This is a genomic window from Nonomuraea sp. NPDC050643 (assembly GCF_040654715.1).
Taxonomy (GTDB): domain Bacteria; phylum Actinomycetota; class Actinomycetes; order Streptosporangiales; family Streptosporangiaceae; genus Nonomuraea.
This window is the reverse complement of sequence record NZ_JBFAIM010000085.1, coordinates 1-26,298: the sequence shown is the minus strand read 5'-3', so window position 1 is coordinate 26,298 and position 26,298 is coordinate 1. Positions and strand designations below refer to the sequence as shown.

The following is a 26,298-nucleotide window of genomic DNA, read 5'->3' as shown; positions in this document are numbered from 1 at the left end:
GAGACGGAAAAGGTGAGGAAGATATGGCGGCATCGGGGATGGTTCCCACCGAAAAGGCCCCTTACATCCTGAATCGAGCGACCGGCGATCTGGCGGACGGCGCGGCCAAACTCGCGGAAGAGGTCGGCAGCACCGCCGTCGAGGCGGTGCTGGCGCAGGCCAACCGCAACATGAAGAACAAGGGTGCGGCCGCGGCGATGGGCTCGATGCAACCCAGGCCCACCGACTGGTACGCCTTCGACGACAAGGACCAGGACACCCTGGACTGGTACCCGCAGGGGCTGACCGGCAGCGCGGACTCCGACTCCTTCGGCGTGCCGGCGTTCCTGGTGAGCTGGTACTTCAAGCCGAAGGCCGGTGAGCGCGGCATCAGGGTCTCCTTCGTCAACCCCAAGACGCTGAAATACCGGCACGCGCTGCTGGTGCTGGCCAAGCCGGACGGCTCGTACGGGCCGATCAACATCCACGCCGGCGGCATCGCCTGTCACGGCGACCTGCTCTACGTCGCCGACACCGAGCGGGGGCTGCGCGTCTTCGACCTGAACAACGTGCTCGACCTGCGCACCGTCCAGAACGACCTGGGCGACGCCGACCGCGTCGGGCGGCACGGCGGCAGGCTCCACGCGTTCGGCTACCGCTACCTGATCCCCCAGACCGACGCCTGGCAGCTCGCCAAGGACGGCCCCAACTTCTCGTTCGTCTCGATCGACCGCAGCGCGAGCACGCCGCAGCTCGTCACGGGCGAATACCGGGAGAGCGACCCCGGAGGGTGGGTGGGGCGCTGGGATTTGGGCATGGCCGGCGGCGAGCCCAACGACGCCTTCGTCATGGGGCACCCCAAGATCCAGGGGGCGATGTCGTACCGGGGCAAGTGGTACATGAGCCAGGCGGCCGGCGCCTCCGCGAACGGCAGGCTGCTGGTCCACGAGGGGGAGAGCGTACAGACCCGGCCGTTCCCGATCGGGCCCGAGGACCTGGCCGTGCAGGACGGCAAGCTGTGGAGCGTCACCGAGTTCAGGAACAGGCGGACGATCTTCGGCGTCAGCCTCTGAGGTGCTCCTGGAGGACCTCGCGGTAGCGGCGGTCGAAGGCGTCGTAGCGCGCCCGCAGCTCCGCGCCCGGCCAGTCACCGGGTAGCAGCTCCTCGGGCAGCAGCGGGTCGGCCAGCAGGTGCCGCAGCACCGCGGCCGAGACGAGGAAGCCCTCGGCGAGCCCGTCGGCCCGGTCGAGGGCGCGCTCCAGCCCGCGCGCCTCGTCCGCCCAGCCGTCCAGGTCCCACAGCAGGGGAGTGGGGTCGGCGTGCGGGCGGCCGTCGATCAGCGTGCACTGCGCGGTGACGATCTCCGGCCACTCCCGCACCAGGTTCGCCGGGCGCAGCCAGGTGCCCTCGCGCAGCTCGGCCAGGCGCAGCGCGACCATGGTGTGCCTGAACGCGGCCCGGTCGGCGGGGGCGCGCCGCTCCGCGGTGACCACGGCCACCTCCCACGTGCCGTCCCAGGGCCTGGTGTGCGGGTCGCGGCTCTCGTCCTGCCTGGCCTGCCGCTCGACGAGCCGCCGTGACAGCGTGTACCGGCCGTCCTCCTGGACCAGGTCGCCGGCCGCGACCATCCGCGACAGCGCCACCCTGACCGTGCCCTCGGCGATGCCGAACAGCGCGCCGATGCGGACGAGGTGACGGGCCGGCAGGCGCGGCGGGTGGCTGCCGAGCAGCGCGCTCAGCACCGCCGACCGCGCGCTCAGGGAGCCACCAGAGTTATTACGCTCTTCCATCGCGTGTTGATTATATGTAACACTCGCGAGTATGGGCCGGTATCTCATCGAACCTTTCGACCACGGCGACCGCAGCGACCGGTACGCCACCGAGCGCTACCAGGGCGCCGCCGGGCGCAACTGGTGGAGCTGCGACCCCACACTGCGCCTGCTCATGTGGCGGCACCTGGGCGACGGCGGCGGGGGCTTCGCCTGGGCGGAGCCGCACCTCGAGCGGCTGGGCGCGCTGATGGGCGGCCTCGTCGCCGAGTGCGCCGAGGAGACCGACCGCAACCCGCCGCGGCTGGAGAAGTACGACAAGTGGGGCCGGGACGTCAGCCAGGTCGTCATGCCGCCGTCGTTCCAGGCCGCGCGGCAGGCGCTCATGGAGGACAACTTCACCTCCCCGTCGTTCGCGGCGGAGGCCCGCGCGCACGGCGCGAACCCGGCCGCGCTGGCCGCCGCGTGGACGTACCTGCTCGATCAGGCCGACATCGGGATGGGCTGCGCGCTCGGCACGGGCGGGGACATGGTGGTCTCCCTCGCCGAGAAGCACGCGCCCGAGGACGTACGCGAACGAGTCCGGGAGATCTTCGCCGACGGGTTCTACTCCGGCGAGGCCGCTCAGATGTTCACCGAGCGGACCGGCGGCTCCGACCTGGCCGCCCTCGAGACCACGGCCGTGCCCGCCGGTGACGCGTGGCTGCTGTCCGGGTTCAAGTGGTTCGCCTCCAACGCCAACGGCTCGGCGTTCGTCGTGCTGGCCAGGCTGCCGGAAGGGGCCGTGGCGCCGTTCCTGGTGCTGTGGGAGCGGCGCGACGGCGGACGCAACGGGGTGCGCATCCGGCGGCTCAAGGACAAGCTCGGCACCAGGTCCGTCGCGTCCGCCGAGGTCGAGTTCGCCGAGGCGGAGGCGTTCCTGCTGGCCGGGCAGGGCTCGGGCTCCGGGCTCGGGACGATGATGAAGCTCACCAACGCCTCCCGGCTCGGCGTGGCCATGATGGGCCTCGGCGTGGCCAGGCGCGCGCTGGTGGAGTCGATCTGCTACGCCGGGGCGCGCGAGGCGTTCGGGCGCCGGCTCATCGACCAGCCCCTCATGCGCCGCAAGCTCGCCGAGCTGATCGTCGAGGTCGAGGCCGTGCAGGCGATGGTGTTCGACGGCCACATCGGGCCGCGCCTGCGCCTCGCGCCCGCGCTCATCAAGCTGCGCGCCTCCCGGCTCGGCGTGACGGCGGCCAGCGACGCGATCGAGGTGCACGGCGGCAACGGCTACATCGAGCAGTGGCCGGTGGCCAGGCTGCTGCGCGACGCCCAGGTCAACCCGATCTGGGAGGGCGGCGACAACATCCTCTGCCTGGACGTGCGGCGGGCCATGCTCAAGGAGCAGGCCCACCTGCCCTTCCTCGACCACCTGCGCGCGCTGGCCACCTCCGACCTGGTGCTCGGCCGCGTCGACGACCTGGCCAAGGCGATCACGGCGTGGTCCGGGCTGGAGCACGCCGTGGCCGAGGAACGACTCTACCCGCTGGCCCAGTTCATGGCCGACGTGTACGCCGCCGCCCTCCTGGAGGACCAGGCGTCCTGGGGCCTCGACCACGGCCGCAAGGCCCTCGTGGCCCGCCTGTACGCCGAGACGCACCTCGTGGACCACGGCCCGCTGCGCGGCATCGACCGTACGACCGAGGTCCCGTTCGAGGAGTTGCTGGAGGGAGCGGTCACCCTCCGATCCGGCGGGTGACGGACGGGTCGGTGATCGCCGTGTCGGCGGCCGGCAGGAACGCCTTCGACAGGATGAGCGACAGCAGGCAGCCGTCCTCCTCGAAGGGCAGGAAGACCTGGTCGCCGGCCGCCTTGGAGACGATGAGCAGGTGGACGTCGCCGGGCTCCATTGGCCGAACCCAGGTGGATCTTGTACGTGCGCAGGTCGCCGCGTACGCGCAGGAACCGGTCGCTCGGCTCCGCCCGGCCGGCGATCCTCAGCCGGGGCAGCAGGCGGGTCAGCGCGTCGCGCCGGAACACGACCGCAGGCGGCCGATCAGCCGGGTGGGCGCCCTCCTGCGATCACTCCGGGAGGTCGCTGGCCCGAATCCCCGCCTGGACGTACGCTCGGCAGGTTCCCCGAGGAGAATCCGCATGTTCCCCCGAGGAGGGTCGCATGACCGTACGCGTGGAGCGCCAGGGGCCCGTCACCACCGTGGTGCTCAGCAGGGCGGAGGCGCGCAACGCGGTCGACCGCAAGACGGCCGACGCGCTCACGGACGCGTTCCGTGAGTTCGAGGGCTCCGACGCCGCCGTGGCGGTGCTGTGGGGCGAGGGCGGCACGTTCTGCGCGGGCGCCGACCTCAAGTCGCTCGACAACCACGTCGGCGAGGAGGGCGACGGGCCGATGGGCCCGACCAGGATGCGCCTGAGCAAGCCGGTCATCGCCGCCGTCTCCGGGCACGCCGTCGCGGGCGGGCTGGAGCTCGCGCTCTGGTGCGACCTGCGGGTGGCCGAGGAGGGGGCGGTGTTCGGGGTGTTCTGCCGGCGGTGGGGCGTACCGCTCATCGACGGCGGCACCGTACGGCTGCCCCGGCTCATCGGCTCGTCCCGGGCGATGGACATGATCCTCACCGGCCGGCCGGTCGAGGGGCCGGAGGCGTACGCGTGGGGGCTGGCCAACAGGCTCGTCCCCGACGGCACCTGCCGGCAGCACGCCGAGTCGCTGGCGCGGGAGATCGCCCGCTTCCCGCAGGCGTGCCTGCGCGGCGACCGGCTGTCGGCACTGGAGCAGGACGGGCTGCCGGAGGGGGAGGCGATGCGGAACGAGCTGCGGCACGGGCTGGTGTCGCTGCCCGACGCGTCGGACGGCGCGGCCAGGTTCGCGGACGGCGCGGGCCGCCACGGCGCGTTCGGCGACTCCTGACCCCGCGCCGGCCTCCCGGGGGTTGTCGGTGGGCCCGCGTATCGTGACCTTATGCCTGACATCGAGGTCGCCGGGCGCGAAGTACGCGTCACCAGTCCCGACAAGGTGGTCTTCCCGCAGTCCGGGCACACCAAGCTCGACCTGATCCGCTTCTACCAGGCGACGGGCGAGGCGGCGCTGCGCGGCGTCCACGGGCGGCCGATGGTGCTCAAGCGGTTCGTGCACGGCATCGAGAAGGAGGCGTTCTTCCAGAAGCGCGCCCCGGCCAAGCGCCCCGACTGGATCGAGGTGGCCGAGCTCAAATACCGTTCGGGGCTCAGCGCGGAAGAGGTCGTGTGCACCGACCTGGCGCAGCTCCTGTGGGTGGTCAACCTCGGCTGCGTCGACCTCAACCCCCACCCGGTGCGCGCCGACGACCTGTCCAGGCCCGACGAGCTGCGCATCGACCTCGACCCGGTGCCCGGCGTCGACTGGTCCGACGTGCTCCGCACGGCTCAGGTGGCGCGGGAGGTGCTGGCCGACCACGGGCTGGTCGCCTGGCCCAAGACGTCCGGGTCGCGCGGTTTCCACGTCTACGCCCGCATCGAGCGGCGCTGGCCGTTCGCGAAGGTGCGCAAGGCGGCCGAGACGGTGGCGCGCGAGGTCGAACGGCGAGCCCCCGACCTGGCCACCAGCCGGTGGTGGAAGGAGGAGCGGCACGGCGTGTTCGTCGACTTCAACCAGAACGCCTACGACCGCACGGTGGCCTCCGCCTACTCGGTGCGCGCGGTGCCCGACGCCCGCGTCTCCACCCCGCTGACCTGGGACGAGGTGCCCGGCTGCCGGCCGGAGACGTTCACGATCGACACCGTGCCGAAGCGCCTGGCCGAGACCGGCGACCCGTGGGAGGACATGGACCTGCAGGCGGGCTCGCTCGACGGGCTGCTGGAGCTGGCCGAGGAGCTCGGCCCCGCGCCCAAGCCGCCCAAGGGGAGCGGGCGGCGGCAGCAGACGATGCCGGTGATCGAGATCGCCCGGGCGGAGCACAAGGACGAGGCGATGGCGGCCCTCGACCGCTGGAAGGCCCGCCACCCCGAGGCCGCCGCCCTGCTGGAGCCCGCCGACGTGCTGGTGGATGGCATGCGGGGGCGCAGCAGCGTGTGGTACCGAATCCGGGTCAACCTGCAACACGTCCCCGAGGCGGAGCGGCCCGCCCAGGAACCACTCGAGGCCGACTACGACCCCTGGTCCCACTGACCGCCGTGGCGGCCCCCTCCTCGGCTCGACACGGTTTCACCGGCCGGCGTCGGCGACACGTCACGACTGTCGTCTACTCCGCTAGGAGGGTGGCTCCTAGCGGAGTATTCTCTTCGCATGACCGAGGGCCTTCCTCCACACATGCGTCAGCTCACCGAGGTCGCGGCGATAGTGGCCGCCGCAGGTGCCACGGCTGACTGGCTTTATCACCTCAAGAGCGACATGTGCGCGCTGCGCGTGATCAAGGATGGCATCATGTCGGTTCCTGTCATGATCCCTGCGGACCCGGATCGGGATCCGGAGCTCTTTCGTGAAGCCCTCAAGAGCCTGAAGGTCGTCACAGAAAGGTTGGGCCGATGAGCATGGCGATCGCCTATGTCGTCACCTACGAGAACGGACGGTGGGTGTCGCGTTGCCCCACCGGTGAGGTCGAGGGTGTCGGTGTGGCCGGATCCTTGTCACAGTTGGAGCGTGACCTGGCGGAGATCCACACCTGGGCCTGGCCGGAGCACACCCCCGATGTGGAGTTCGTCTTCGACCTGCCCGAAGACGTGGCCGAGGTGGTGACCGAATACCGCCGCGAGAAAGAGCTGGCCGAGGCTCACGGCAGGCGCGCCGCGGAGTTGGCCGTCAAGGCTGCGAAGGTGCTCACGAGTCACTGGTCGGAGCCGGACACGGCACGTGTCATGGGCCTGTCCAAGCAGCGCGTCCACCAGTTGAAGGTCAGCGCTTGACCGCTCGGCAGGCTCCCGCCCGGGTGGGTCACCGGCCCGAGATCAGGTTCGCCAGCCGCGCGTACGGCGACGTCGTCGTGCCGTGGTCGTTCTCCTGGCGGTCGGCGGCGCGGAACAGGGCGTAGATGAGCTGGACCCCCGCCCAGCGCAGCGGCTCGGGCTCCCACTGGCGGACCTGCCGGCCCACCCACGGCAGTCCCGTCAGCGGGGTGTCCCGCTGGAGCACCAGGTCCGTGAGGGTGCGGCCGGCCAGGTTCGTGGTGGTGACGCCGCTGCCCACGTAGCCGCCGGCCCAGCCGAGGCCGCTCGCGTGGTCCAGGTGCACCGTCGAGCACCAGTCGCGCGGCACCCCGAGCACCCCGCACCACGCGTGCTGGATCCGGGCGTCGGCGGTGGCGGGGAAGAGCTTGACCAGCATGCGCCAGATCGAGGCGACCGTCTGGGGCTGGGTGGCGCCGCGCCGGTCGGTACGGGAGCCGAACCGGTAGGGGACGCCCCGCCCGCCGATCGCGATCCGGTCGTCGGCCGTGCGCTGCGCGTAGATGTAGGCGTGGGCCTCGTCCCCCAGGAGTTCGCTGCCGTGCCAGCCGATGTGCTTCCACACCTCGGCGCCCAGCGGTTCGGTGACGATCATGGAGCTGTTCATCGGCAGCCACTGGCGGTGCTGGCCGGCCAGGCCCGCGGTGAAGCCCTCGGTGGCGCGGATGACGTAGTCGGCCGTGACGAGGCCGCGTGTGGTGACCGCCGACGCCTTGCCGCCCCGCCGCGGCCGGATCTCGGTCACAGTCGTGCCCTCGAAGAGGTCCACGCCCAGCCGCTCCACGGCGGCGGCCAGCCCCACGGCCAGCTTGGCGGGCTGGACCCGGGCGCAGTGCGGTGAGTACGCCGCCTCCAGGGTCCCGGCCACCTGCACCCGCTCGCGCTGCTCGTCGCGGTCCAGCAGTCGCAGGTCGTCCTCGCCGTAACCCCAGGTCCGCAGGTCGGCGACCTCCGCCCGCAGGCGCCTCCGCTGGGCCGGGTTGGTCGCCACATGGATGAGGCCGCCCTTGTGCAGGTCGGCGTCGATGCCCTCGGCGCGGGTCACGTCGATGACCTCGTCCACCGCCTGGAACATCGCGCGCTGCAGGTCGATCATCGCCTGCCGCCCGCGCGCCTTGGCGTGCCGTTTGCGTGACCCGGCGAACTCGGCCGACAGCCACCCGCCGTTGCGCCCCGACGCGCCGAACCCGGCGAACTCCTTCTCCAGGATCGCGATCCGCAGGCCCGGGTCGGCCCGCTTGAGGTAGTAGGCGGTCCACAGGCCCGTGTAGCCGCCGCCGACGATGGCGACGTCGTAGTCACGCGGCCCGGGGAGCGCCGGCCGCCGGGCGGGCAGGCCGATCTGCCGGTACCAGAAGGAGACGCCGCCGTTGGCGAAGTCCTTGGTCAGCGGGATGCCGTTCGTCACCAGACTTATTGTCTAGTAACAGGCGAAGCCCAACAAGGCGGCGAAGTGTAATGAATGAGGGCGCCCCGCTAGCTTCGTGTCGGGCGTTCGTACCCCTCGTCGCCCCCGTATACGTGCAGGTCAGGATCCTGCTCCGGCTGGTTCGCGGGGCTGGTGGGGGATGCCGTGTGCTCGATGGCGAAGTCGTCGCCGGACAGGTCCAGCGGCGGCGGATTGAGGTAGTCGTGCCAGGTGATCACGCCCGTGGGCAGGGCGTCCGTCTTGAGCGCGCCGGCGCGCTGGGCGGCGTACAGGCGGCCGGGGTAGCGCACGGGCAGGCGGGGGCGGCGCCGGTCGCGCGCCCGCAGCCAGGTCCTGACCAGGTCCTCGGTGTTCAGCACCTCGGGGCCGCCGAACTCGATCTCCCCGCTCTCCGGGCCCGCGCCGAGCAGCGCGGCGGCCCGCTTGGCGACCTCGCCCGTGTGCACCGGCTGCCAGGGCAGTGAGCGGTCCACGGGGAGCACCGGGAAGGACGAGAGGTCGCGCAGCCGCCGGTCCAGCCACTGGTGGAACGGGGTGGCGCGCAGGATCGTCCAGCCCAGGCCGCTCTCGATGATCAGGCGCTCGGCCTCCAGCTTGTAGCGCAGGTAGTTGAAGGCGGCGCGGTCGGCCCCGACCACGGAGGTGAACAGCACGTGCGGGACCCCGGCCTCGCGGGCGAACAACATCAGCGTGCGGGTGCCCGGGATGTCCACCGCCCCGAGCCCCTTGGGGCCGCTGGTCGCCAGGTGCGCGATCGCGTCCACGTCGCGCAGGGCGTCCTCGAGGCCGTTGCCGGAGATGAGGTCGCCCCACCTCCAGTCGACGTTCGCGCGGCTCTCCCTCTTGGTACGGCTCAGCGCCCGCACCTCATGCCCCTCTTTGAGCAGCGCCGGCACCAGGGCCGAGCCCAGCGTGCCGGTGGCTCCTGTGACCAGAATGCGCATGCGGAATCCCCTACCCGCGATTTTCCAGAAATGTCAATGAATCACCCCTCCGCGTCTGCCCGCGAAACAGCGGGGTAGAGCCGCCCCTATGGCTCGAATCGCATCGGAAGTCCTGATCGAACGGCTCGCGGAATGGGGTGTCGACACCGTCTTCGGCCTGCCGGGTGACGGCATCAACGGCATCATGGAGGGGCTGCGGCGCCACCGCGACCGGGTGCGCTTCGTCCTCGTCCACCACGAGGAGGCCGCGGCCTTCATGGCCACCGGCTACGCCAAGGCCACCGGCCGGATCGGCGTGTGCCTGGCCACGTCGGGCCCCGGCGGCATCCACCTGCTCAACGGCCTCTACGACGCCAAGCTCGACCACGCGCCCGTGCTGGCCATCACGGGCATGCAGGAGACGTCCGTGCTGGGCACCGGCTACCAGCAGGAGGTGCACCTGGACAAGCTGTTCGCCGACGTGGCCGAGTACAACATGATGGTCACCAACCCGACGCAACTGCCCTCGCTGGTGGACCTGGCGATCAGGACCGCGTACGCGCGGCGCGGGGTCTCCCATCTCACCCTGCCCAACGACATCCAGGTGGCGGAGGCGGGGGCGGACCCGTACAAACATGTGGCCCCGGCCAGGGCGCCGCAGACCGCGCCCGTCTACCTGCGGCCGTCCGGCATCCCCCGGCAGGAGGACATCGAGTGGGCGGCCGAGGTGCTCAACCACGCCGAGCGGCCCGCCATGCTCGTCGGGCAGGGGGCGCTGCACGCGCGGCAGGAGGTGCTGGCGGTGGCCGAGGCGCTGGGGGCGCCCGTGGTCAAGACGCTGCCCGGCAAGGCGGTCGTCCCGGACGACTCGGCGTACACGACGGGCGGGATCGGGCTGCTCGGCACGCGGCCGAGCGAGGAACTGATGGACGACGCCGACGTGCTGTTCATGGTGGGCACGAACTTTCCGTACACGAAGTTCCTGCCGGAGCCGGGTAAGACGCGGGTGGTGCAGTTCGAGGCGGAGCCGACCAGGGCGGGGGCGCGGGTCCCGACGGACGTGCCGGTGGTGTGCGACGCGAAGGAGGGACTGGTGGCGCTGCTGCCGCTGCTGAACCGCCGCGACGACAACGCCCATCTGGCGAAATATCAGAAGATGATGGCCAAGTGGCGGGCCGACATGGACGCGCTGGAGAATCCGGACCGCGATCCCATCGCGCCCCAGTACGCCGTGTCCGTCCTCGACGGGCTCGCGGCCGACGACGCCATCCTGACCTGCGACAGCGGCACCATCGCCACCTGGGCGGCCCGGCACTGGACGATCCGCGGCGATCGGGAGTTCTACCTGTCGGGCACGCTGGCCTCGATGGCGAACGGGCTGCCGTACGCGATCGCCATGCAGCACGCCCACCCCGGCCGGCAGGTCATCGCGTACGTCGGCGACGGCGGCTTCTCGATGCTCATGGCCGAGTTCCTGACGGCGGCGCAGCACCGGCTGCCGATCAAAGTGATCATCAACAACAACAACTCGCTCGGGCAGATCCTGTGGGAGCAGATGGTGCTCGGCTACCCGGAGCACGGCGTCCGCTATCCCCAGCCCGAGGGCGACTTCTCCACCTGGGCCCGGTCGTGCGGCGGGTTCGGGGCGAAGGTCACCAAGTCGGGCGACCTGGCCCCGGCGATCCGGCAGGCCCTGGCCCACGACGGCCCGGCGCTGGTGGACGTGGACGTCAACCCGAACGAGCCGCCCATGCCGGGCAAGATCTCCTATGAGCAGGCCAAGAGCTTCGCCGCGGCGTTCCTCAAGGGGCAGCCGCACAAGGCCGCCATCGCCACCACCCTGTTCAAGGACCGCATCCAGAAGTTCGGCGACTGAACCCGCGACGGCGGGCGAGGGCGGCGAAGACGGGCGAAGGCGGGCGAAGGCAGCGAAGGCGGGCGAAGGCGGGCGATCAGGGCCGCGAAGGCGCGGGCGATCAGGTCGCGAGGGCGCGGGCGATGCGGGTGGCGGCGGTCAGCAGCGGCTCCACCAGCCGGGGCAGCTCGCTGGTGCGCCGCGACGACACCACCAGCCCCAGGGCCGCCACCGGCCGCCCGTCCACCAGGATCGGCGCCGCCGCCGAGCACGAGCCGAGCGTCATCTCCTCGTAGGTGAGCGCGTATCCCTGCGCGCGGACCGCCGCCAGCTCCCTGGCCAGCCGGCCGGGCTCGGTGATCGTGTGCGGGGTCGGCCGCTCGAGCCGGCGCGCCAGGTACGACTTCACGAACCAGTCCGGCTCGTACGCCAGCAGCGCCTTGCCCACCCCCGTCGGGTGCATCGGCAGCCGGGCGCCGACCTTGGACACGATGGGCACCGCCCGCCGGCCGTGCACCTTGTCCACGTAGAGGACCTCGAGCCCGTCCCTGACCGCCAGGTGCACGTTCTCGCCCGTGCTCCCGAACAGCTCCTGCAGCCACGGATGCGCCAGCTCCTGCAGCCGGTTGGGCGCGAGCTGGCCCAGCTCCCACAGCCGCGGCCCCACCCGCAGCCGCCCGTCGGGCCCGCGGCTCAGCGCCTGCCACTCCTCCAGCTCGCCGACCAGCCGGTGGGCCGTGCTCAGCGGCAGCCCGCCGCGCCGGGCCAGCTCGGTCAGCGTGAGCTGCGGGTGCGCCGCGTCGAACGCGCCCAGGATCGCCAGCACCTTGGACGTCACCGACCGCCCGGCCTCGCGGGCCCCGCCTGCCATGCGGCCATCCTGCACGTTTCTTCCGCTCAGTGGAAGCGACCTATCGGTGAATACCCTCCCTTGGCAGGATGCTTCCCTTATGCGAACTCAGGTTGGGATCATCGGGGCCGGCCCCGCTGGTCTGCTCTTGTCCCACTTGCTCCACCTGCGCGGCATCTCCTCCGTGGTGCTGGAGAAACGCAGCCGCGACTACGTCGAGCGCCGGGTGCGGGCCGGGGTGCTGGAGCAGGGCACGGTGGACACGCTGGTCGCGGCGGGCGTCGGCGACCGGCTGCGGCGCGAGGGACTGCCGCACCACGGCATCGAGCTCAGGTACGGGGGAGCGGGCCACCGCATCCCGTTCGAGAAGCTCGTGCCGGGTAGGTCCATCACCGTGTACGGGCAGCAGGAGGTCGTCAAGGACCTGATCGCGGCCAGGCTCGCGGCGGGCGGGGACGTGCGGTTCGAGGTCGAGGACGTCGCCGTGCACGGGCTGGACGCGCAGCCGTACCTGACCTTCGGCGGCGAGCGGCTCGACTGCGACGTGATCGCCGGCTGCGACGGTTTCCACGGCGTGTCCAGGCCGTCCATCCCCGAGGGCGTTCTGAGCGTGTTCGAGCGGGACTATCCCTTCGCCTGGCTGGGCATCCTGGCCAGGGTGGCGCCGTCGTCGGAGGAGCTGATCTACACCAGGACCGAGCGCGGCTTCGCCCTGCACAGCATGCGCTCGCCCACGGTCAGCCGCTTCTACCTTCAGGTTCCGGCCGACGCCCGGGTGGAGGACTGGCCGGACGAGCGGATCTGGGCCGAGCTGAAGGCCCGGCTGGAGAGCGTGCCCGGCTTCACGCTGTCCACCGGCGAGATCACGGAGAAGGGCGTCACGCCCATGCGGGCCTTCGTGGCGGAGCCCATGCAGTACGGGCGGCTCTACCTGGCCGGCGACGCCGCCCACATCGTGCCGCCGACCGGCGCCAAGGGGCTCAACCTGGCCGTGGCCGACGTCCGCGTGCTCACCGAGGCGCTGGCGGCGTACTACGCGGACGGCTCGGCCGAGTTGCTCGACGGCTATTCGCAGGCGTGCCTGAGGCGGGTGTGGCGGGCCCAGCACTTCTCGTGGTGGATGACGACCCTGCTGCACACGTTCGAGGACGACGACCCGTACGGGCGGCGCCTGCAACTGTCGTACCTCGACTACGTGACCTCCTCCGAGGCCGCGGCCACGACGCTGGCGGAGAACTACGTGGGAATGCCCTGACGAGAGGGGGAGGATCCGCTTGAGCCAAGACGGCGGCCTGCTCGCGCCGGTACGCGCGGGCACCCGGGCGGAGGCGATCACCTCCGACGCGGCGTGGCTGCGGGCCATGCTGGAGGCCGAGGCGGCGCTGGCCCGCGCGCAGGCCCGGCTGGGGCTCATCTCGTCCGAGGCCGCCGCGGCCATCGACCGGACGGCCAGGACGCTCGTCCTCGACCCGGCGGAGCTGGCCAGGCGGTCCAGGCAGTCGGCCAGCCCGGTCGTCCCCCTCGTGGCGGACCTGCGGCGAGCCGCGCCGGGCACGGCGGAGCACGTCCATCGGGGCGCGACCAGCCAGGACATCCTCGACAGCGCCGCGATGCTCGTGGCCACCCGGGCGGTACGCGCCATCGTGGGCGATCTGAGCGCGATCATGCGGGATCTGGCCGAGCTGGCCGAGCGGCACCGGGACACGGTGATGGCGGCGCGCACGCTGGGACAGCAGGCGGTGCCGACCACGTTCGGGCTGAAGGCGGCGCAGTGGCTGGCCGGCCTCATGCGGGCCCGCGCCCGGCTGCGCGACCTGCGCCTGCCCGCCCAGCTCGGCGGCGCGGCGGGCACCCTGGCCGCCATCGAGGACCGGGCCCCGGGCCTGGCGCCGGCCCTGGTGGAGGTCTACGCCGAGGAGCTCGGCCTGGCCGCGCCGCTCGCGCCGTGGCACGCCGAGCGGTCCCCGGTGACCGACCTCGGCGCGGCGCTCGTCGGGACGGCCAGAGCGCTCGGCAAGCCGGCCACCGACATCGTCCTCATGGCCCAGACCGAGGTCGGAGAGGTGGCCGAGTCCTCCGCCGGAGGCTCGTCGGCCATGCCGCAGAAACGCAACCCGGCGCTCTCGGTGCTGATCAGGTCGGCCGCGCTGCAGGTGCCCGCGTACACGCAGGTGCTCGGCCAGGTCGGCGAGCACGAACGGGCCGCCGGGGCCTGGCAGGCGGAGTGGCTCCCGCTGCGCGAAGCGCTGCGCCTGACCGGCGGAGCGGCCGAGACCGGCGCGGAGCTGGTCGCCGGCCTGCGCGTCTTCCCCGGCCGCATGCGCGCCAACGCCGGCCTGACGGGCGGACGCCTCGTCGCCGAGCGCCTCTATGCCCACCTGGACAAGGAGGCCCTCGCGCGGGTCCTGGGCGAGGACGACGCGGGCGTCCGCCAAGATCTGCTCGATCCCGGCGCCTACCTGGGCGCCGCCCGGGAACTGGTCGATCGCATCCTCGCCACCTACCGGGAGCAGTAGTGAAACTTCACCACCGCGTGGACGGCCCCGCCGATGCCCCGTTACTGGTGCTCGGACCCGCGCTCGGGACCACGATGGAGATCTGGCAGCCCCAGCTCCCGGCGCTCACCGACGCGTGGCGGGTCCTGCGCTACGACCTGCCGGGCCACGGCGGCTCGTCCCCCGCCTCCGCCGGGTTCACGATCGACGACCTGGCCAAGGCCGTGCTGGACCTGGTCGAGGACGAGCGCTTCGCGGCCGGCGGCATCTCGATCGGCGGGGCCATCGCCACCATGATCGCCGTCCGGGCCCGGCGGCGGGTGGGCAGGCTCGTCCTGTGCTGCACGTCGGCCACATTCGGCGAGCCGGGACCGTGGCTGGGGCGGGCGGCGCTGGTGCGCGGCAAGGGGGTGGGCGTGCTCGTCCCGACGCTCAAGACGCGCTGGTTCACGCCCGGTTTCGACGGCCGGTGGGTGATGGACCTGCTGGCGGGGGTGGACGCGAAATCGTACGCGGCCTGCTGCGAGGCCGTCGCGGCCTTCGACCTGACGAGCCGCCTGGAGGAGGTCGCCGCCGCCACCCTGGTGATCGCGGGGGCGCAGGACCCGGCCACGCCGCTCGACCAGGCTCTCACGCTGGCGGGCGGCATCCCCGGGGCGTCCCTGACCGTGGTGCCCAGGGCGGCGCACCTGGCGAACGTGGAGCGCCCGGAGGCGGTGACCGCGGCGATCCTCGGCCACCTCGTGGACGAGCGCCGCCCGGCGCCCGACGGGCGGGCGGCGGGCCTGCGTACCAGGCGGGAGGTGCTCGGGGAGGCGGACCAGGCGACCGCCACGACCGGCTTCACCCGCGACTTCGAGGAGCTCGTCACCCGTTACGCCTGGGACGGGATCTGGAACCGCCCCGGCCTGGACCGGCGTACCCGGAGCTGCGTCACCCTCACCGCGCTGGTCGCCCAGGGCCGGCTCGACGAACTGGCCGCGCACGTGCGCGCGGCTTTACGCAACGGTCTCACGCGCGACGAGCTCGAGGAGGTCCTGCTGCAGACCGCCGTCTACTGCGGGGTTCCGGCCGCCGGCGCGGCCTTCGCGGTGGCCGCCCGCACGCTCGCCGACATTGACCCGGAGAGGCGCTGACCTTGGGAGATGCTTTAAAGTTGGCGGATGGTCTTTGAGGAGGGATGGGCGGTTTCGCCCTTGCGCTGGCTCATGAACGCCCTGGGCGACGCCCAGCTCGACAGGATGGGCGCCGATCCCGGGCTGGTCGCCGCGGTCGACCAGCACGCGGCCGCACTGCGGGACACCATCCCCCTCGACCGCGAGACGCTGGGCGACTACCTGCTGGGCTTCGTCGACGAGCTGCGGCACCGGGGCTGGGCCTTCAGCGGTGAGCCCGACGCGCCGTCGCTGCGGCTGACGGCGGTCTGCTGGCTGACCCGCGAGCTGGACCTCCTGGAAGACGGCCTCGCCGCCTGACCGGAGGCCCAGCGCGGAGCCCCGTCCGGGAGGTCCAGCGACGGGCCTTCAGCCGGGAGGCAGATCCGAACGATGGGCGGCGCCGCCGCCCGGCGTCGTGCGGATGGGCGCGGTCTCCTCGCTCATCGAACGAGCGTCCTCCCGCCCCCTCTGGTACGCCTCCGCATGCGCCCTGGCCTGCGGCGCCTCCTCCTCGATGCGGCCCAGCCAGCGCTCCCAGCGCTGCTGCATGGGCCGGACGAGCCCGCCCCCGACGCCGATCGCCGCTATCGCCCCGAGGGTGGCGAGCACCGTGATCAGCACCGGCGTCGTGACCGTCGTGGCCACACCGATCTGGTTGAGGGCCGCGATGATGCCCAGCGCCCAGATGAAGACCGCCGCCGCGGTCGCCAGCCAGCGGCCGTAGGACAGGCCGCCGAGCGCGCCGGCCACGACGTCCCGGACGGCCTTGGCCACGGCCCCGGCCACCACGATGATCACGATGGCCACGATCGCCTTGGGCAGCCAGGCCACCACGCCGGTGAGCAGCGCCGAGATCGGGTTCGGCCCGAAGACGCTGAAGGCGATCTGCAGCGTGATCAGCAGGATCGCGTAGTAGACGAGCTTGGCGAGCAGGCTGCTGGCGTCGTACTTGCTGCGTTCCAGCCAGCGCCGTACGCCGCTGCGCTCCACCAGCCGGTCGAAGCCGACCCGTTCGAGCACCTTGTCGACGATCTTCGCCAGCAGCTTGGCCACGATCCAGCCGATGACGAGCACCACCAGGAACGCGACCAGCTTCGGGACGAACGTCGCTATCGATCGCCAGGCGTCCGTGATGCCTTGGCCTATGTTGATGTCCACGGTTTCCTCCTCCGAGGAGCCAATGCCTCGGCGCTACCCGGAGCGAAACGGCATACACACACAGCGCTACCAAAACTTCGCACAAGGCGACATTTCTCCGCCCTTTGGTGGCTGCAACGGATGCGCAACGCCGGCTGGCAGCATCCGGAAGCGTCCGACCGGATCGGAGAAGGGACGCAAGCCATGCCCGAAATGACCGCTGAACTGGCCGAGCGCATCGTGGCCGGCTGGCGTGGAGGCCGCCCGTCCGTCGAGGGCTGGGACAGCCCCGCCGGACCGCTGTTCGCGAGCGGCGAGTACGCCGAGGCCGACATCACGATGGAGGCGATCTTCGCCGCCACGGGCTGCACCGGCGCCGGCTGCCCGCAGCCCACCACCACGCAGGCCTGCGGGACCGCGTGCACGTATTCCCTCGGACGCCAGTGCTGCTGATCCGAGATGTATGACATCGCGATAGGCGACGCCGTGCTGGGCTGCCTGCTCGAACCGGCTCTGACCGGGCTCGCGGCCCAGCTCGGCGCGGTCAGGGGACTGTCGGAGGCGGAACGCGCGATCGTACGGGACGCCGCCAGGACGTCCGTGCTGGAGACGGTACGGATCAAGACCAACCGGATCCTGCTCGTCGAGCTGAACGCGGCCAGGATCACCGGAAGGCTCACCGGGGACGACGCGCGGGCCCGCTGGCAGGCGTGGGAGGAGCACGCGGCCACCAGGGAGTTCTGGGAGTCGCTCGGCGAGCACTACCCCACGCTGCTGCCCCGCCTGGACCGCCTGGTCACGGCCAGGTGCGCGGCGGCGCTCAGCCTGGCGGCCCGCTTCGCCGCCGACCGCCACGCCCTGGCGCCGCTGGTCGGCGGCGGGCCGGGGGAGCTCGTCGCGCTCGCCTTCGGTGCCGGCGACAGCCACCGCGGCGGCCAGACCGTCGCCATGCTGGCCTGCGGGTCGGGTCTCGTCGTGTACAAACCGCGCTCGGTGGGCGTGGACGTCGCGCTCGCCGGGCTGCTCGAGGCGGCCCAGGACGGCGAGCCCACGGGCACCAGGATCGGCGTCCCCGACGTGGTGGCCCGCGACGGCTACGGCTGGGCCCGGCACGTCGAGCACCGCTACTGCAGCGGCGAGCGGGAGCTGCGCGCCTTCTACCGCAACCTCGGCCACTGGCTGGCCGTCATGCGGCTGCTGGGCGGCAGCGACCTGCACGCCGAGAACGTCATCGCGGCCGGTCCCGTGCCGACCGTGGTGGACTGCGAGACCCTGTTCACCCCGCACCCGCCCGCCAGGCCCTCCGGGTACGGCCTCGCCCTCGACCGGGCCTCCGCGCTGGTCGGCGGCTCGGTGCTGGGCACGGGCCTGCTGCCGGGACGCGGCCTGGCGCTCGGCTGGCGCGGCGTGGACATGTCGGCCATCGGTGCCCTGCCGGGCCAGCAGCCGGCCACCAGGCTGCCGGTCATCGTGGACGCCGGCACCGACCGGGCCAGGATCGAGCACGCCGAGGTGCCGCTGCAGGCCGGGGTCAACCATCCCAGCCCGAACCCCGTGCTGGGGGCGTACTGGGACCAGGTCGTCGGCGGGTTCACCGCGCTGTCGGAGCGGCTGCGGCGGATGGACCGCAGGGGCGAGCTGGAGCCGCTGCTGGCCGAGTTCGGGGACCTGCCGATCCGGGTCGTGCCCCGCTCGACCGAGACGTACGCCGAGCTGGGCCGTATGCTCTGGCACCCCAAGGCGCTCCACGACGAGCCGGCCGCCCGCCGCCACGCCGCCGACCTGCTCGCCAGGCAGGCCGCCAACCTGCCCGGACGGCCCGACGACCCGGCCGTGATCGAGGCGGAGGTCGAGGAGTTGCTCGACGGCGACGTGCCGTTCTTCGCCACCACGCCGCGCAAGGGCCGGCTCACGGGGCCGCGTGGCACCGCCTGGGGGCCGCAGGAGGATCTCATCGACGCCGCTCTGGGGCGGTGGCGAGGCGCCGACCTGGGGCTGGATCGGCAGGTGATCCAGTGTGCGGTCGTGAGCGCGTACCTGAACGAGGGCTGGTTGCCCGACCAGCGCAGCCTGCTGCCGTCGCGGACGAGCGGCGGCGACCTGGACCGGCGGCGCCGGCTGCTGGCCGCCGGGATCATGCGCGGGCTGGCCGAGTCGGCCGTGCGCGCCGAGGACGGCACCGCCACCTGGATCGCCCCCGTGCTCAACCCGACCGGCTGGGCGGTGCTGCCGCTCGGCTTCGACGTGTACGGCGGCGCGGCCGGGGTGGCGCTGCTGCTGGCGGCCTACCAGGGCGAGACGGAGCACGGCCGCGCCGACCCGGTGCCCGAGGTGGGGCCGCTGCTGGCCGACGTGCTGAGCACCATGCGCAAGGCCGAGGACCGGGCGGCCGAGGAGTCCCACGTCACCGGCCGCCGCCGTCCCGACCCGGCCGGCGGCTACCTCGGGCTGGGCTCGCGGATCTGGGGCTGGCTGCTGCTGGGCCGGCTCGGCGTGATCGGCCCCCACGAGGCGTACGCCCGCGCGGCCGGCCACGTCCCGGACATCGCCGCGTCCGTGGCCGACGACGCGCCCCTCGACCTGGTACGCGGCCTCGCCGGAGCGGTCGTGCCCCTGCTCCGGCTGGCCGAGCACCCCGGCCATGCCGACGCCGCCGGCCTGGCCGCCGAGATCGGCCGGCACCTGGTCTCCCGCGCCCGCGTCACCGGCGGCACCGCCTGGTGGGACAACCCGGGCTTCCCCGAGGGGCTCGGCGGCCTGGCCCACGGTGTCACCGGCATCGGCTGGGCCCTGTCCCGGCTCGCCACGGTCACGGGCGACGCCGACTTCGCGGCCATGGCCGGGGCCGCCTTCGCCCATGAGGAGACGCTGTACTCGACGGAGGAGCAGGGCTGGCGCGACCTGCGCACCCCCGGCAGGACGGCCGCGGCCTGGTGCCACGGCGCCGCCGGGATCGGCATCGCCGCGGCCGACCTCCTCGGCCGCGCCGGCGACCGGCCCGCGGAGGCGGAGCGGTGGCGGGACGTGCTGCGCCGGGCGGCCACGTCGTGCCAGACCAGGGGCATGGGCTGGAACCACACGCTCTGCCACGGCGACCTCGGCGCCTGGGAGGTCCTCGATCGTGCCCTCGCGCTGGAGCTGGCCGAGCCGGGGCTGGACCGGCGGGGGCTCGACACGCACGCGATCTGCAGCATGGAGGAGCACGGCCCGGTCAGCGGCTTCGCCAGGGACGCGTTCGCGCCGGGGCTGCTGCCGGGGCTCGGAGGCGTGGCCTACCAGCTCCTCCGCCTGCACCCGGACAGCACCCTGCCGTCCGTCCTCCTTCCCGACCCGGGCCCGGCGAGCGACCTGTGACACCTCCGCGGGCGGCCCCGGACGCCGCGCAGGGCGGTGCCGCGCCGCTAGTCTCCCCGTACTGGCGGCTCGACGAGCCGGACGCCGACGCCGGGCTGCGGGTCATGTGGCGCCGGTTGCCCGCCACGGCCGGGGCGGTGCTGGCGATCGTCAGGCGGGCGGCCCCCCGCCACGCCGTGCTCGTGCTGGCCCTCGAGGTGCTGTCCGGACTGGCCACGGCGTTCGGGCTGCTGGCCGTCGCGGGGGCGCTCGAGCGGTTGCTGGCCGTCGGTCTCGTCGCGGCGCTGCCCACCATTGGGCTGGTCGCCGGCGCGTACACGCTGCGGGCCGTGGTCGAGACGGCGGTCGCCGTCCTGCACGCCCGGGTGCCGCCCGCCGTGCGCAGGGTGGCGGAGGGCGAGCTCTACGCGGCGAGCCTGCACGTGGAGCTGGCCGCGTTCGACGACGCGGGCTTCTACGACCGGCTGCAGCGGGCCCGCGACCGGGGTGTGTTCCACGTCGAGCGGGCCGTGGACAACGTGGTGGCGCTGACCGGCTCGGCGCTGGCGGTGGCGGCGGCGTTCGTGAGCGTGGCGGTGCTGCATCCCGTGCTGCTGCCGGTGCTGGTCGCGGGCGTGCTGCCGGCGGCGTGGGCGATCCAGCGGTCGGCGCGGCTGGCGTACCGGCACATGACCGGCACCGTGACGCTCAACCGGCGGGTCCGCATGATCAGCGACCTGGCCACCGGCCGCGAGCCGGCCGCCGAGATCCGCGCCTGCCAGGCGCAGGACTTCATGCTCGCCGAGTACGCGCGGGTGGCCGACCCGCTGCGGGACGAGGAGGTACGGCTCGCGCTCGGCCAGATCCGCGTGCACGCGGCCGGCCGGGCGTTCGGCGGGCTGGCCACGGGCGCGACGTTCGCCGCGCTGGCCGCGCTGCTGCACGCGGGCTGGATCCCGCTCGCCGTCGCGGGCGCGGCGGCGATGGCCGTGCGCACGGCCCGCGGTGCGCTGGCCCAGCTCGCCGCCACCGCCAACCAGCTCTTCGAGCAGGGCCTGTACATCCACGACTACCAGCGCTTCCTCGCCGACTCCGCCGCCAGGGGCCGCCCGCCGGGCAGCACGCCGGCGCCGCGCGAGCCGGGCGTGATCGCGCTGGAGGGCGTCCGCTTCACCTATCCGGGCAGCCCGGTCCCCGCGCTGAAGGGCGTCGACCTGACCGTGCGCGCGGGCCAGACCATCGCCCTGGTCGGCGAGAACGGCTCGGGCAAGTCCACCCTCGCCAAGATCATCGCCGGCCTGTACGCCCCCACCGCCGGCCGCGTCACCTGGGACGGCGTCGACGTCGCGGACCTGGACCCGCGCACCGTCGCCGACCGCGTCACGCTGGTCCCGCAGGACCCCGTCCGCTGGCCGCACACCGCCCGCGCCAACGTCAGGGCGGGCCGCCACGACCGCCCCGACCCCGGCGACCTGGCCCTGAACGCCGCCGCCGGGCTGGCGGGCGCCGACACGGTGGTGGCCGGGCTGCCCCAGGGCTGGGACACCCTGCTGTCGAAGGCGTTCCACGGTGGCCAGGACCTGTCGGGCGGGCAGTGGCAGCGGCTGGCCGTCGCCCGCGGCCTGTTCCGCGACGCCCCGCTGCTCATCTGGGACGAGCCCACCGCCCCCCTCGACGCCAAGGCCGAGTTCGCCGTGTACGAGTCCCTCCGCGCCCTCGCCGCCGGCCGCGTCGTCGTCCTCATCACCCACCGCCTGGCCAGCGCCAGGAACGCCGACCGCGTCCACCTCCTGCACGAGGGCGAGCTGACCGAGCAGGGCACGCACGAGGAACTGCTGGCCGCCGGCGGCCACTACGCCGAGCTGTACGGCCTCCAGGCCCGCATGTACGCCCCGGAGGCCGCCGGGTTAGGGTGATCGTCGTGCATCGCAGCCGTGTCTACGCCGTCCTGATCGACACTCCCGCAGCCGAGGCCGGAGCGGCGGCCGCCTTCTGGGCGGGGGCGCTCGGAGCCACCGCCCGGCCCCTTGAGGGAGAGGAGCAGTTCATCTCCCTGCACGGGGCCATGGCCGGCGGCCCCCTCGTGGCCGTCCAGTCCGTCGACGACGCCCCCCGCTACCACCTGGACTTCGAGACCGACGACGTCGAGGCCGAGACCGACCGCCTGCTGGCGCTCGGCGCGACCGAGGTGTCACGCTGGATGGAGTGCCGCGTCCTGCGCGCCCCCGGCGGCCACCTGATGTGCGTGCTGCCGGTGGAGAGCGCCAAGGAGGTGTTCGAGGCCGAGGCGAAGACCTGGCCCTGATCGCAAAAGTACGTGGTACGAAACCCGCCCGCCGGGTTCCATCGAGGGCATGACCTCCGTGGGCGACGACATGTCAGCGATCGCGGTAACCCGGTTCGTGGGCCGCGAGCACGAGCTGCGCGAGGTCGGCCGGATCGTCGCCGAGGCGGGCGCGGGCGCGAGCCGGCTGATCGTGGTCTCCGGCGAGGCGGGCATCGGCAAGACGACGTTCTGCCGCCACGTGGTCGCCCAGGCCGCCGCCGACGGCTGGCGCGTGGCGATGACCTGCTGCTGGCCGGGCGCCGACGCCCCGCCGCTGTGGCCGTGGCCCGAGATCCTGCGCCTGCTGGACGGCCCGCGCGCCGACGACCTGCTGCTGTCCGAGCGGTTCGCCGGGTTCACCGCCGTCGCGCAGGCGCTGCGCAGGACCGGCGCCCCCGCGCTGATCGTCATCGACGACGCCCACGCCGCCGACTCGGGGACGCTGCTGCTGGCCAGGTTCCTGGCCCGCGCGCTGCCCGCGACCCCGCTCGTGCTGGTCCTGGCCTGCCGCGACGACGTCGGGCTGCTCGAGGAGGCCGCGCTCGTGGTCCGGCTGGGGCCGTTCAGCGTGACGGAGACGGCGGCGTTCCTCGACGTCAACGGCCACGTGCCGCTCCACGCCGGGCTGCTGGAGACGGTGCACCGGATCACCAGGGGCAACCCGCTGTTCCTGCGCCGGGTGAGCGCCCTGGGGCCGCCCGACGAGGCGCGCGCCCCCGACAGTGTGCGCGCGGCCGTCCAGCAGGTGGCCGACGGGCTGGGCGGTCCGGCGCGGCGGCTGCTCGGCGGCGCGGCCCTGCTCGGGCTCTCCGCGGTCGTCACCGACGCGGCGGTCGCGGCCGGGCTGCCGGCGGAGGAGGCGTGGGAGCTGCTGCCGCCCGCCCAGGACGCCGGCCTGGTCACGTTCGGCGCGCTGGGCCGCGTGGAGTTCACCCACGACCTGGTACGCGAGGCGCTCCTCGACGCCCTCCCCGTCACCGAGCGGCTGAGCGCCCACGCCCGCATGGCCGACCTGCTGGAGCGGCGGCAGGTCACCGACCCGGCGAGCCTGGCCACGTACGCGCACCACGCCGCCGCCGCGGCCCCCCGCTCCCGGCAGGACGCCGCCCGCGCGGTGGCGGCCTGCCGGGCGGGCGCGGCGGCGCTGCAGCGCGGTCTGTCGTACGAGCGGGCGGCGGCCCTGCTGGAGACCGCCGTCCGGCTCAAGGACCAGGTCCCGGGGCCCGTCGCGCCGCTGCTGGTGGAGCGGGCCGAGGCGGTGCTGCTGTGCGGGCGGCTCACCGACGCCCGCGCCATGTTCGACCAGGCCGCCGCGGCCGCCACCCGCGAGGGCGACGTGCCCCGCCTGGCCAGGGCGGCCATCGGGCTCGGCGGCGTCTGGGTGGACGAGCACCGCACCCGCATCGAGTGGGAGCGGGTCACCGGCGTGCAGCGCCGCGCCCTGGCCGCGCTGCCCGCCGCCGAGACCCGGCTGCGCGCCCGCCTCGCCGTCCGGCTCGCCGCCGAGGACGTCTACCAGGGCGCGCCCGTCCAGCCCGTGCTGGACGCGCTGGAACAGGCCAGGAGCACCGGCGACGGCGAGACCCTGGCGGAGGCGCTGTCGCTGACCCACCACGCCCTGCTCACCCCCAGGTACGCCCGCACCCGCCTGCCCCTCGCCGGAGAGCTGATCAAGGTCGCGGCCGGGGCCGGCAAGGGCATGCTCGCGCTCATGGGGCTGTGCTGGCGCACCGTGGACCTGTTCCTGCTCGGCGACCCGGAGGCCGAGCGCTCCCTGGCCGAGCTGCGCGACCGGGCCGAGTTCCTGACCTGCAAGACCATCGGCTACATCGTGGACGCCATCGACGTCATGCTACTCATCAGGGCGGGCCGGCTGGAGGAGGCCGAGGCCAGGGCCATGGCCTGCTACGAGCTCGGCGAGCAGGTGGGCGACGCCGACACGCTCGGCTACCTCGGCGCGCACCTGGCCGCGATCAGGTGGGCGCAGGGGCGGGAGGGCGACGTGCTCGACATGGTCTCCGTCGTGGCCACCTCGCCCACGCTGGTGCCCGCCGAGTTCGCCTTCCGGGCCACCGTCGCCTGCTTCGCCGCCGCCGCGGGCCGCCACGACGAGGCGCGCACCATGCTGGCCAGGCTCACCGGGCCGACCCCGCTCGACCTGGCCGCCCTGCCCGAGTCCAGCACGTGGCTGGCGGGCATGGCCGCCCTGGCGGAGGCCGCGTACCTGCTGGGCGACGCCGGCCTGGCCCGCAGCGTGTATCCGCTGCTGGAGCCGTACGCGGACCTGCCCGTGATGCCCTCGCTGGCGGTCGCGTGCCTCGGCTCGGCACGGCGGCCGCTGGGCCTGGCCGCGCTGGCGATGGGGGAGCCGCGCCGCGCGGCGGAGCACCTGACCAGGGCCGTCGAGGCCACCCGCCTGCTCGGCAACCGCCCGGTCACCGCCCTGACCCAGGCGAACCTGGCCGAGGCGCTGGCCGCGCTGGGCGAGATCGAGCGCGCGGCCGAGCTGTACGGGCAGGCCGCCGGCGCGGCGGCGGAGATGGGCCTGACCCTGCGCGCCGAGCAGTGGGCCCGGCGGCGGGGACGGCTCGTCCGGCGCGACGGCACGATCGCCAGGGACGGCCGCACCTGGATCTTCACGCTCGGCCGCCACCGGGCTGTCGTGCCCGACATGGTCGGCGTCCGCCACCTGGTGACGCTCCTGCACAACCCCGGCACCCCGATCTCCGCCCTCGAACTGGCCACCGGCGAGGAGCCCTCGTCCATGGCCGCCTCCGCCCGCCAGCCGCTGCTGGACGAGCGGGCGATGGCCGCCTACCGCGAGCGCGCCCGGCAGCTCGTGGACGAGATCGCCGAGGCGGAGGGGGAGGCGGCCGACCTGCTGCGCGCCCAGCTCGACGCCCTGGCGGGGGAGCTGCGGGCCGCCACCGGCAAGGGCGGGCGGCCCAGGAGCTTCGCCGACCCGGGCGAGCGCGCCCGCACCGCCGTCAGGAAGGCGGTCAAGCGGGCGATCGACGAGATCGCGGCGGCGGACCGGGAGATCGGCCGGTCCATCGCCGCGACCGTCAGCACCGGGGCGCAGTGCCTCTACACGCCCGGCGACGTCACGTGGTGCACTTCCGGGCGTGGATCTCCATCGCCCGCGTCGTCGTCGTGACGCCGCTGCGGGTGCCCGCCTCGTTGCCCTTGGTGTCGCCCGTGACGCGGTACGACAGCACCAGGCTCGGATGCGTGGAGCTGTCGATCGCCGGGCCGAGCACGTCGTCCGCGTGATCGTTGTCGGTGTAGATCTTGGAGTAGTCCACCAGGGTGAGCGTGCGCCCGATCGGGTCCGTGACCGACTGGATCACGTAGCCCGCCGGCGCGGTGTAGAACGCGAACGACGTCGTGCCGTCGACCGCGGTCCAGTCCGACTTCGTCTCCCGCGCCTTCATGGTGATCCAGAAGACGAGCCTGGTGTGGTCGGCGTTGTACCGCAGCCGGCCCCAGACCTGCACCCGCGGCCCGTGCCCGTGGAAGTCCTTGTCGCCGGCTCCCGTCCACGGCGGCACGTACTTGCCGAACGTCCGCTGCGGGACGCTGAACGTCGCATCGACGCACGCCGATCCGCTGCTCGCGCTCACCGGCGCCACGGCCAGGGCCGCCATGGCGACGGCCGAGACCGCCACCGCCATTGTGCGCTTTCCCATGTTGTTCCCCTTTCCTCGAAGGTGCCTGTCACCTGGACGGCGTGACGTCCTGGGCGGACGGCGTGCCGCAGGGGGACACGAGCAGGGCACAGCGGGCGCGGAGCTGGTAGACCAGGCGGGTGGGGGCGGGGGTGGTGGCGTTCAGGGCCTCGCGGGTCAGGTCGTTGGCGAACGCGTACGAGCCGCGCGAGACCACCAGCAGCCCCCTGCGCAGCGCCCGCTCGCAGTGACCGGCCACCTCCTGGGGCGGCAGGCCGAGCATCTCGGCGATCAGCACGGGATCGAACGCCGCCGATCCGAGCACGCCGGCCGCCCGCAGCACCTGCCGCCCCTGCTCGCCCAGCCCGCGCAGGCGCCCGAGCACGATGGCCGGCACCGCCTCGGGCAGCCACTCGCCGCCGCCCGCACCGTCCCGGCCGCCCCCGGCCCCCCCCCCCCCCC

General features: G+C 73.6%; 24 protein-coding genes. 16 read left to right on the top strand and 8 right to left on the bottom strand.

The window, feature by feature from the left end; all coding sequences use genetic code 11:
• Positions 1–38 precede the first annotated feature (38 nt).
• The gene (locus tag AB0I15_RS58280; protein WP_358117463.1) at positions 39–1,052 is read left to right on the top strand and encodes a hypothetical protein; all 1,014 of its coding nucleotides are present in this window, start codon (positions 39–41) and stop codon (positions 1,050–1,052) included.
• Here AB0I15_RS58280 and AB0I15_RS58275 read toward each other — a convergent pair.
• On the bottom strand, positions 1,042–1,770 hold the full coding sequence (locus AB0I15_RS58275; protein WP_358117461.1) for a PaaX family transcriptional regulator C-terminal domain-containing protein: 729 nt from the start codon (positions 1,768–1,770) through the stop codon (positions 1,042–1,044). The two genes, AB0I15_RS58280 and AB0I15_RS58275, sit on opposite strands and share 11 nt — an antisense overlap.
• 31 nt (positions 1,771–1,801) lie before the next feature.
• Here AB0I15_RS58275 and AB0I15_RS58270 point away from each other — a divergent pair, with 31 nt between their 5' ends.
• Positions 1,802–3,487 (top strand): acyl-CoA dehydrogenase family protein, encoded by a 1,686-nt coding sequence (locus AB0I15_RS58270; protein ID WP_358117458.1) that lies wholly within the window; start codon positions 1,802–1,804, stop codon positions 3,485–3,487.
• Here the strand turns inward: AB0I15_RS58270 and AB0I15_RS58265 are convergent.
• Positions 3,465–3,638, bottom strand: a complete 174-nt coding sequence (locus AB0I15_RS58265) for a hypothetical protein (RefSeq protein ID WP_358117455.1) — start codon at positions 3,636–3,638, stop codon at positions 3,465–3,467. The genes AB0I15_RS58270 and AB0I15_RS58265 overlap by 23 nt on opposite strands.
• Before the next feature lie 266 nt (positions 3,639–3,904).
• Between AB0I15_RS58265 and AB0I15_RS58260 the strand changes: the two genes are divergently transcribed.
• From AB0I15_RS58260 to AB0I15_RS58245, 4 genes are all read left to right on the top strand, one after another.
• On the top strand, positions 3,905–4,654 hold the full coding sequence (locus tag AB0I15_RS58260; RefSeq protein ID WP_358117453.1) for a crotonase/enoyl-CoA hydratase family protein: 750 nt from the start codon (positions 3,905–3,907) through the stop codon (positions 4,652–4,654).
• 51 nt (positions 4,655–4,705) lie between these two features.
• Positions 4,706–5,890: a non-homologous end-joining DNA ligase gene (gene ligD / locus AB0I15_RS58255; RefSeq protein WP_358117450.1), complete on the top strand. Its 1,185-nt coding sequence runs from the start codon at positions 4,706–4,708 to the stop codon at positions 5,888–5,890.
• 117 nt (positions 5,891–6,007) lie between these two features.
• A complete protein-coding gene (locus AB0I15_RS58250; RefSeq protein WP_358117447.1) occupies positions 6,008–6,250 on the top strand; it encodes a hypothetical protein in 243 nt (80 codons plus the stop codon).
• On the top strand, positions 6,247–6,624 hold the full coding sequence (locus AB0I15_RS58245; protein ID WP_358117444.1) for a hypothetical protein: 378 nt from the start codon (positions 6,247–6,249) through the stop codon (positions 6,622–6,624). The genes AB0I15_RS58250 and AB0I15_RS58245 overlap by 4 nt, the downstream gene beginning before the upstream one ends.
• A gap of 28 nt (positions 6,625–6,652) precedes the next feature.
• On the opposite strand, the gene AB0I15_RS58240 is transcribed toward AB0I15_RS58245, so the two are convergent.
• Both AB0I15_RS58240 and AB0I15_RS58235 read right to left on the bottom strand, forming a co-directional pair.
• Complete coding sequence (locus AB0I15_RS58240; RefSeq protein ID WP_358117441.1) at positions 6,653–8,071, bottom strand: FAD-dependent oxidoreductase; 1,419 nt, start codon at positions 8,069–8,071, stop codon at positions 6,653–6,655.
• Between the two features lie 68 nt (positions 8,072–8,139).
• A complete protein-coding gene (locus AB0I15_RS58235) occupies positions 8,140–9,036 on the bottom strand; it encodes an NAD(P)H-binding protein (RefSeq protein WP_358117439.1) in 897 nt (298 codons plus the stop codon).
• Between the two features lie 88 nt (positions 9,037–9,124).
• Here AB0I15_RS58235 and AB0I15_RS58230 point away from each other — a divergent pair, with 88 nt between their 5' ends.
• Entirely contained in the window at positions 9,125–10,891 is a 1,767-nt protein-coding gene (locus AB0I15_RS58230) for a thiamine pyrophosphate-dependent enzyme (protein ID WP_358117437.1), read from the top strand.
• A gap of 100 nt (positions 10,892–10,991) precedes the next feature.
• On the opposite strand, the gene AB0I15_RS58225 is transcribed toward AB0I15_RS58230, so the two are convergent.
• Positions 10,992–11,741 carry an IclR family transcriptional regulator gene (locus AB0I15_RS58225; protein WP_358117434.1) on the bottom strand — a complete coding sequence of 250 codons (750 nt, stop codon included), beginning with the start codon at positions 11,739–11,741 and terminating at the stop codon, positions 10,992–10,994.
• A gap of 79 nt (positions 11,742–11,820) precedes the next feature.
• Here AB0I15_RS58225 and AB0I15_RS58220 point away from each other — a divergent pair, with 79 nt between their 5' ends.
• From AB0I15_RS58220 to AB0I15_RS58205, 4 genes are read left to right on the top strand one after another with little or no spacing between them, the layout of a single operon-like run.
• On the top strand, positions 11,821–12,975 hold the full coding sequence (locus AB0I15_RS58220; RefSeq protein WP_358117431.1) for a 4-hydroxybenzoate 3-monooxygenase: 1,155 nt from the start codon (positions 11,821–11,823) through the stop codon (positions 12,973–12,975).
• Between the two features lie 19 nt (positions 12,976–12,994).
• Positions 12,995–14,236: a lyase family protein gene (locus AB0I15_RS58215; protein ID WP_358117429.1), complete on the top strand. Its 1,242-nt coding sequence runs from the start codon at positions 12,995–12,997 to the stop codon at positions 14,234–14,236.
• A complete protein-coding gene (locus tag AB0I15_RS58210) occupies positions 14,236–15,351 on the top strand; it encodes an alpha/beta fold hydrolase (RefSeq protein WP_358117427.1) in 1,116 nt (371 codons plus the stop codon). Before AB0I15_RS58215 ends, AB0I15_RS58210 begins: the two co-directional genes overlap by 1 nt.
• Positions 15,352–15,378: 27 nt before the next feature.
• Positions 15,379–15,690, top strand: a complete 312-nt coding sequence (locus AB0I15_RS58205) for a DUF6401 family natural product biosynthesis protein (protein ID WP_358117425.1) — start codon at positions 15,379–15,381, stop codon at positions 15,688–15,690.
• Between the two features lie 48 nt (positions 15,691–15,738).
• Here the strand turns inward: AB0I15_RS58205 and AB0I15_RS58200 are convergent, their stop codons facing one another.
• Positions 15,739–16,524 (bottom strand): hypothetical protein, encoded by a 786-nt coding sequence (locus tag AB0I15_RS58200; RefSeq protein ID WP_358117526.1) that lies wholly within the window; start codon positions 16,522–16,524, stop codon positions 15,739–15,741.
• Between the two features lie 198 nt (positions 16,525–16,722).
• Here AB0I15_RS58200 and AB0I15_RS58195 point away from each other — a divergent pair, with 198 nt between their 5' ends.
• The 5 genes from AB0I15_RS58195 to AB0I15_RS58175 are packed head-to-tail and all read left to right on the top strand — an operon-like array spanning position 16,723 to position 25,325.
• A complete protein-coding gene (locus tag AB0I15_RS58195) occupies positions 16,723–16,962 on the top strand; it encodes a DUF6229 family protein (protein ID WP_358117423.1) in 240 nt (79 codons plus the stop codon).
• 6 nt (positions 16,963–16,968) lie between these two features.
• Positions 16,969–19,863: a type 2 lanthipeptide synthetase LanM family protein gene (locus AB0I15_RS58190; protein ID WP_358117421.1), complete on the top strand. Its 2,895-nt coding sequence runs from the start codon at positions 16,969–16,971 to the stop codon at positions 19,861–19,863.
• Positions 19,860–21,758 carry an ABC transporter ATP-binding protein gene (locus AB0I15_RS58185; protein WP_358117418.1) on the top strand — a complete coding sequence of 633 codons (1,899 nt, stop codon included), beginning with the start codon at positions 19,860–19,862 and terminating at the stop codon, positions 21,756–21,758. The genes AB0I15_RS58190 and AB0I15_RS58185 overlap by 4 nt, the downstream gene beginning before the upstream one ends.
• Before the next feature lie 5 nt (positions 21,759–21,763).
• The gene (locus tag AB0I15_RS58180; RefSeq protein WP_358117415.1) at positions 21,764–22,147 is read left to right on the top strand and encodes a VOC family protein; all 384 of its coding nucleotides are present in this window, start codon (positions 21,764–21,766) and stop codon (positions 22,145–22,147) included.
• A 49-nt stretch (positions 22,148–22,196) separates the two neighbouring features.
• Positions 22,197–25,325 (top strand): AAA family ATPase, encoded by a 3,129-nt coding sequence (locus tag AB0I15_RS58175; RefSeq protein WP_358117414.1) that lies wholly within the window; start codon positions 22,197–22,199, stop codon positions 25,323–25,325.
• On the opposite strand, the gene AB0I15_RS58170 is transcribed toward AB0I15_RS58175, so the two are convergent.
• Both AB0I15_RS58170 and AB0I15_RS58165 read right to left on the bottom strand, forming a co-directional pair.
• A complete protein-coding gene (locus AB0I15_RS58170; RefSeq protein WP_358117411.1) occupies positions 25,273–25,857 on the bottom strand; it encodes a hypothetical protein in 585 nt (194 codons plus the stop codon). The genes AB0I15_RS58175 and AB0I15_RS58170 overlap by 53 nt on opposite strands.
• 28 nt (positions 25,858–25,885) lie before the next feature.
• Positions 25,886–26,298: hypothetical protein (locus AB0I15_RS58165; RefSeq protein WP_358117409.1), on the bottom strand; the 413-nt coding region annotated here is incomplete at its 5' end.

Excerpts from the sequence above, each read along its gene's own strand:
- AB0I15_RS58275 (WP_358117461.1), bottom strand. The coding sequence starts at position 1,770 with ATGGAAGAGCGTAATAACTCTGGTGGCTCCCTGAGCGCGCGGTCGGCG.
- AB0I15_RS58265 (WP_358117455.1), bottom strand. The coding sequence starts at position 3,638 with ATGGAGCCCGGCGACGTCCACCTGCTCATCGTCTCCAAGGCGGCCGGC.
- AB0I15_RS58170 (WP_358117411.1), bottom strand. The coding sequence starts at position 25,857 with ATGGGAAAGCGCACAATGGCGGTGGCGGTCTCGGCCGTCGCCATGGCG.
- AB0I15_RS58235 (WP_358117439.1), bottom strand. The coding sequence starts at position 9,036 with ATGCGCATTCTGGTCACAGGAGCCACCGGCACGCTGGGCTCGGCCCTG.
- AB0I15_RS58245 (WP_358117444.1), top strand. The coding sequence starts at position 6,247 with ATGAGCATGGCGATCGCCTATGTCGTCACCTACGAGAACGGACGGTGG.
- AB0I15_RS58230 (WP_358117437.1), top strand. The coding sequence starts at position 9,125 with ATGGCTCGAATCGCATCGGAAGTCCTGATCGAACGGCTCGCGGAATGG.
- AB0I15_RS58250 (WP_358117447.1), top strand. The coding sequence starts at position 6,008 with ATGACCGAGGGCCTTCCTCCACACATGCGTCAGCTCACCGAGGTCGCG.
- AB0I15_RS58280 (WP_358117463.1), top strand. The coding sequence starts at position 39 with ATGGTTCCCACCGAAAAGGCCCCTTACATCCTGAATCGAGCGACCGGC.
- AB0I15_RS58270 (WP_358117458.1), top strand. The coding sequence starts at position 1,802 with ATGGGCCGGTATCTCATCGAACCTTTCGACCACGGCGACCGCAGCGAC.
- AB0I15_RS58260 (WP_358117453.1), top strand. The coding sequence starts at position 3,905 with ATGACCGTACGCGTGGAGCGCCAGGGGCCCGTCACCACCGTGGTGCTC.
- AB0I15_RS58190 (WP_358117421.1), top strand. The coding sequence starts at position 16,969 with ATGTATGACATCGCGATAGGCGACGCCGTGCTGGGCTGCCTGCTCGAA.
- AB0I15_RS58205 (WP_358117425.1), top strand. The coding sequence starts at position 15,379 with ATGGTCTTTGAGGAGGGATGGGCGGTTTCGCCCTTGCGCTGGCTCATG.
- AB0I15_RS58225 (WP_358117434.1), bottom strand. The coding sequence starts at position 11,741 with ATGGCAGGCGGGGCCCGCGAGGCCGGGCGGTCGGTGACGTCCAAGGTG.
- ligD (WP_358117450.1), top strand. The coding sequence starts at position 4,706 with ATGCCTGACATCGAGGTCGCCGGGCGCGAAGTACGCGTCACCAGTCCC.
- AB0I15_RS58220 (WP_358117431.1), top strand. The coding sequence starts at position 11,821 with ATGCGAACTCAGGTTGGGATCATCGGGGCCGGCCCCGCTGGTCTGCTC.
- AB0I15_RS58175 (WP_358117414.1), top strand. The coding sequence starts at position 22,197 with ATGACCTCCGTGGGCGACGACATGTCAGCGATCGCGGTAACCCGGTTC.
- AB0I15_RS58195 (WP_358117423.1), top strand. The coding sequence starts at position 16,723 with ATGACCGCTGAACTGGCCGAGCGCATCGTGGCCGGCTGGCGTGGAGGC.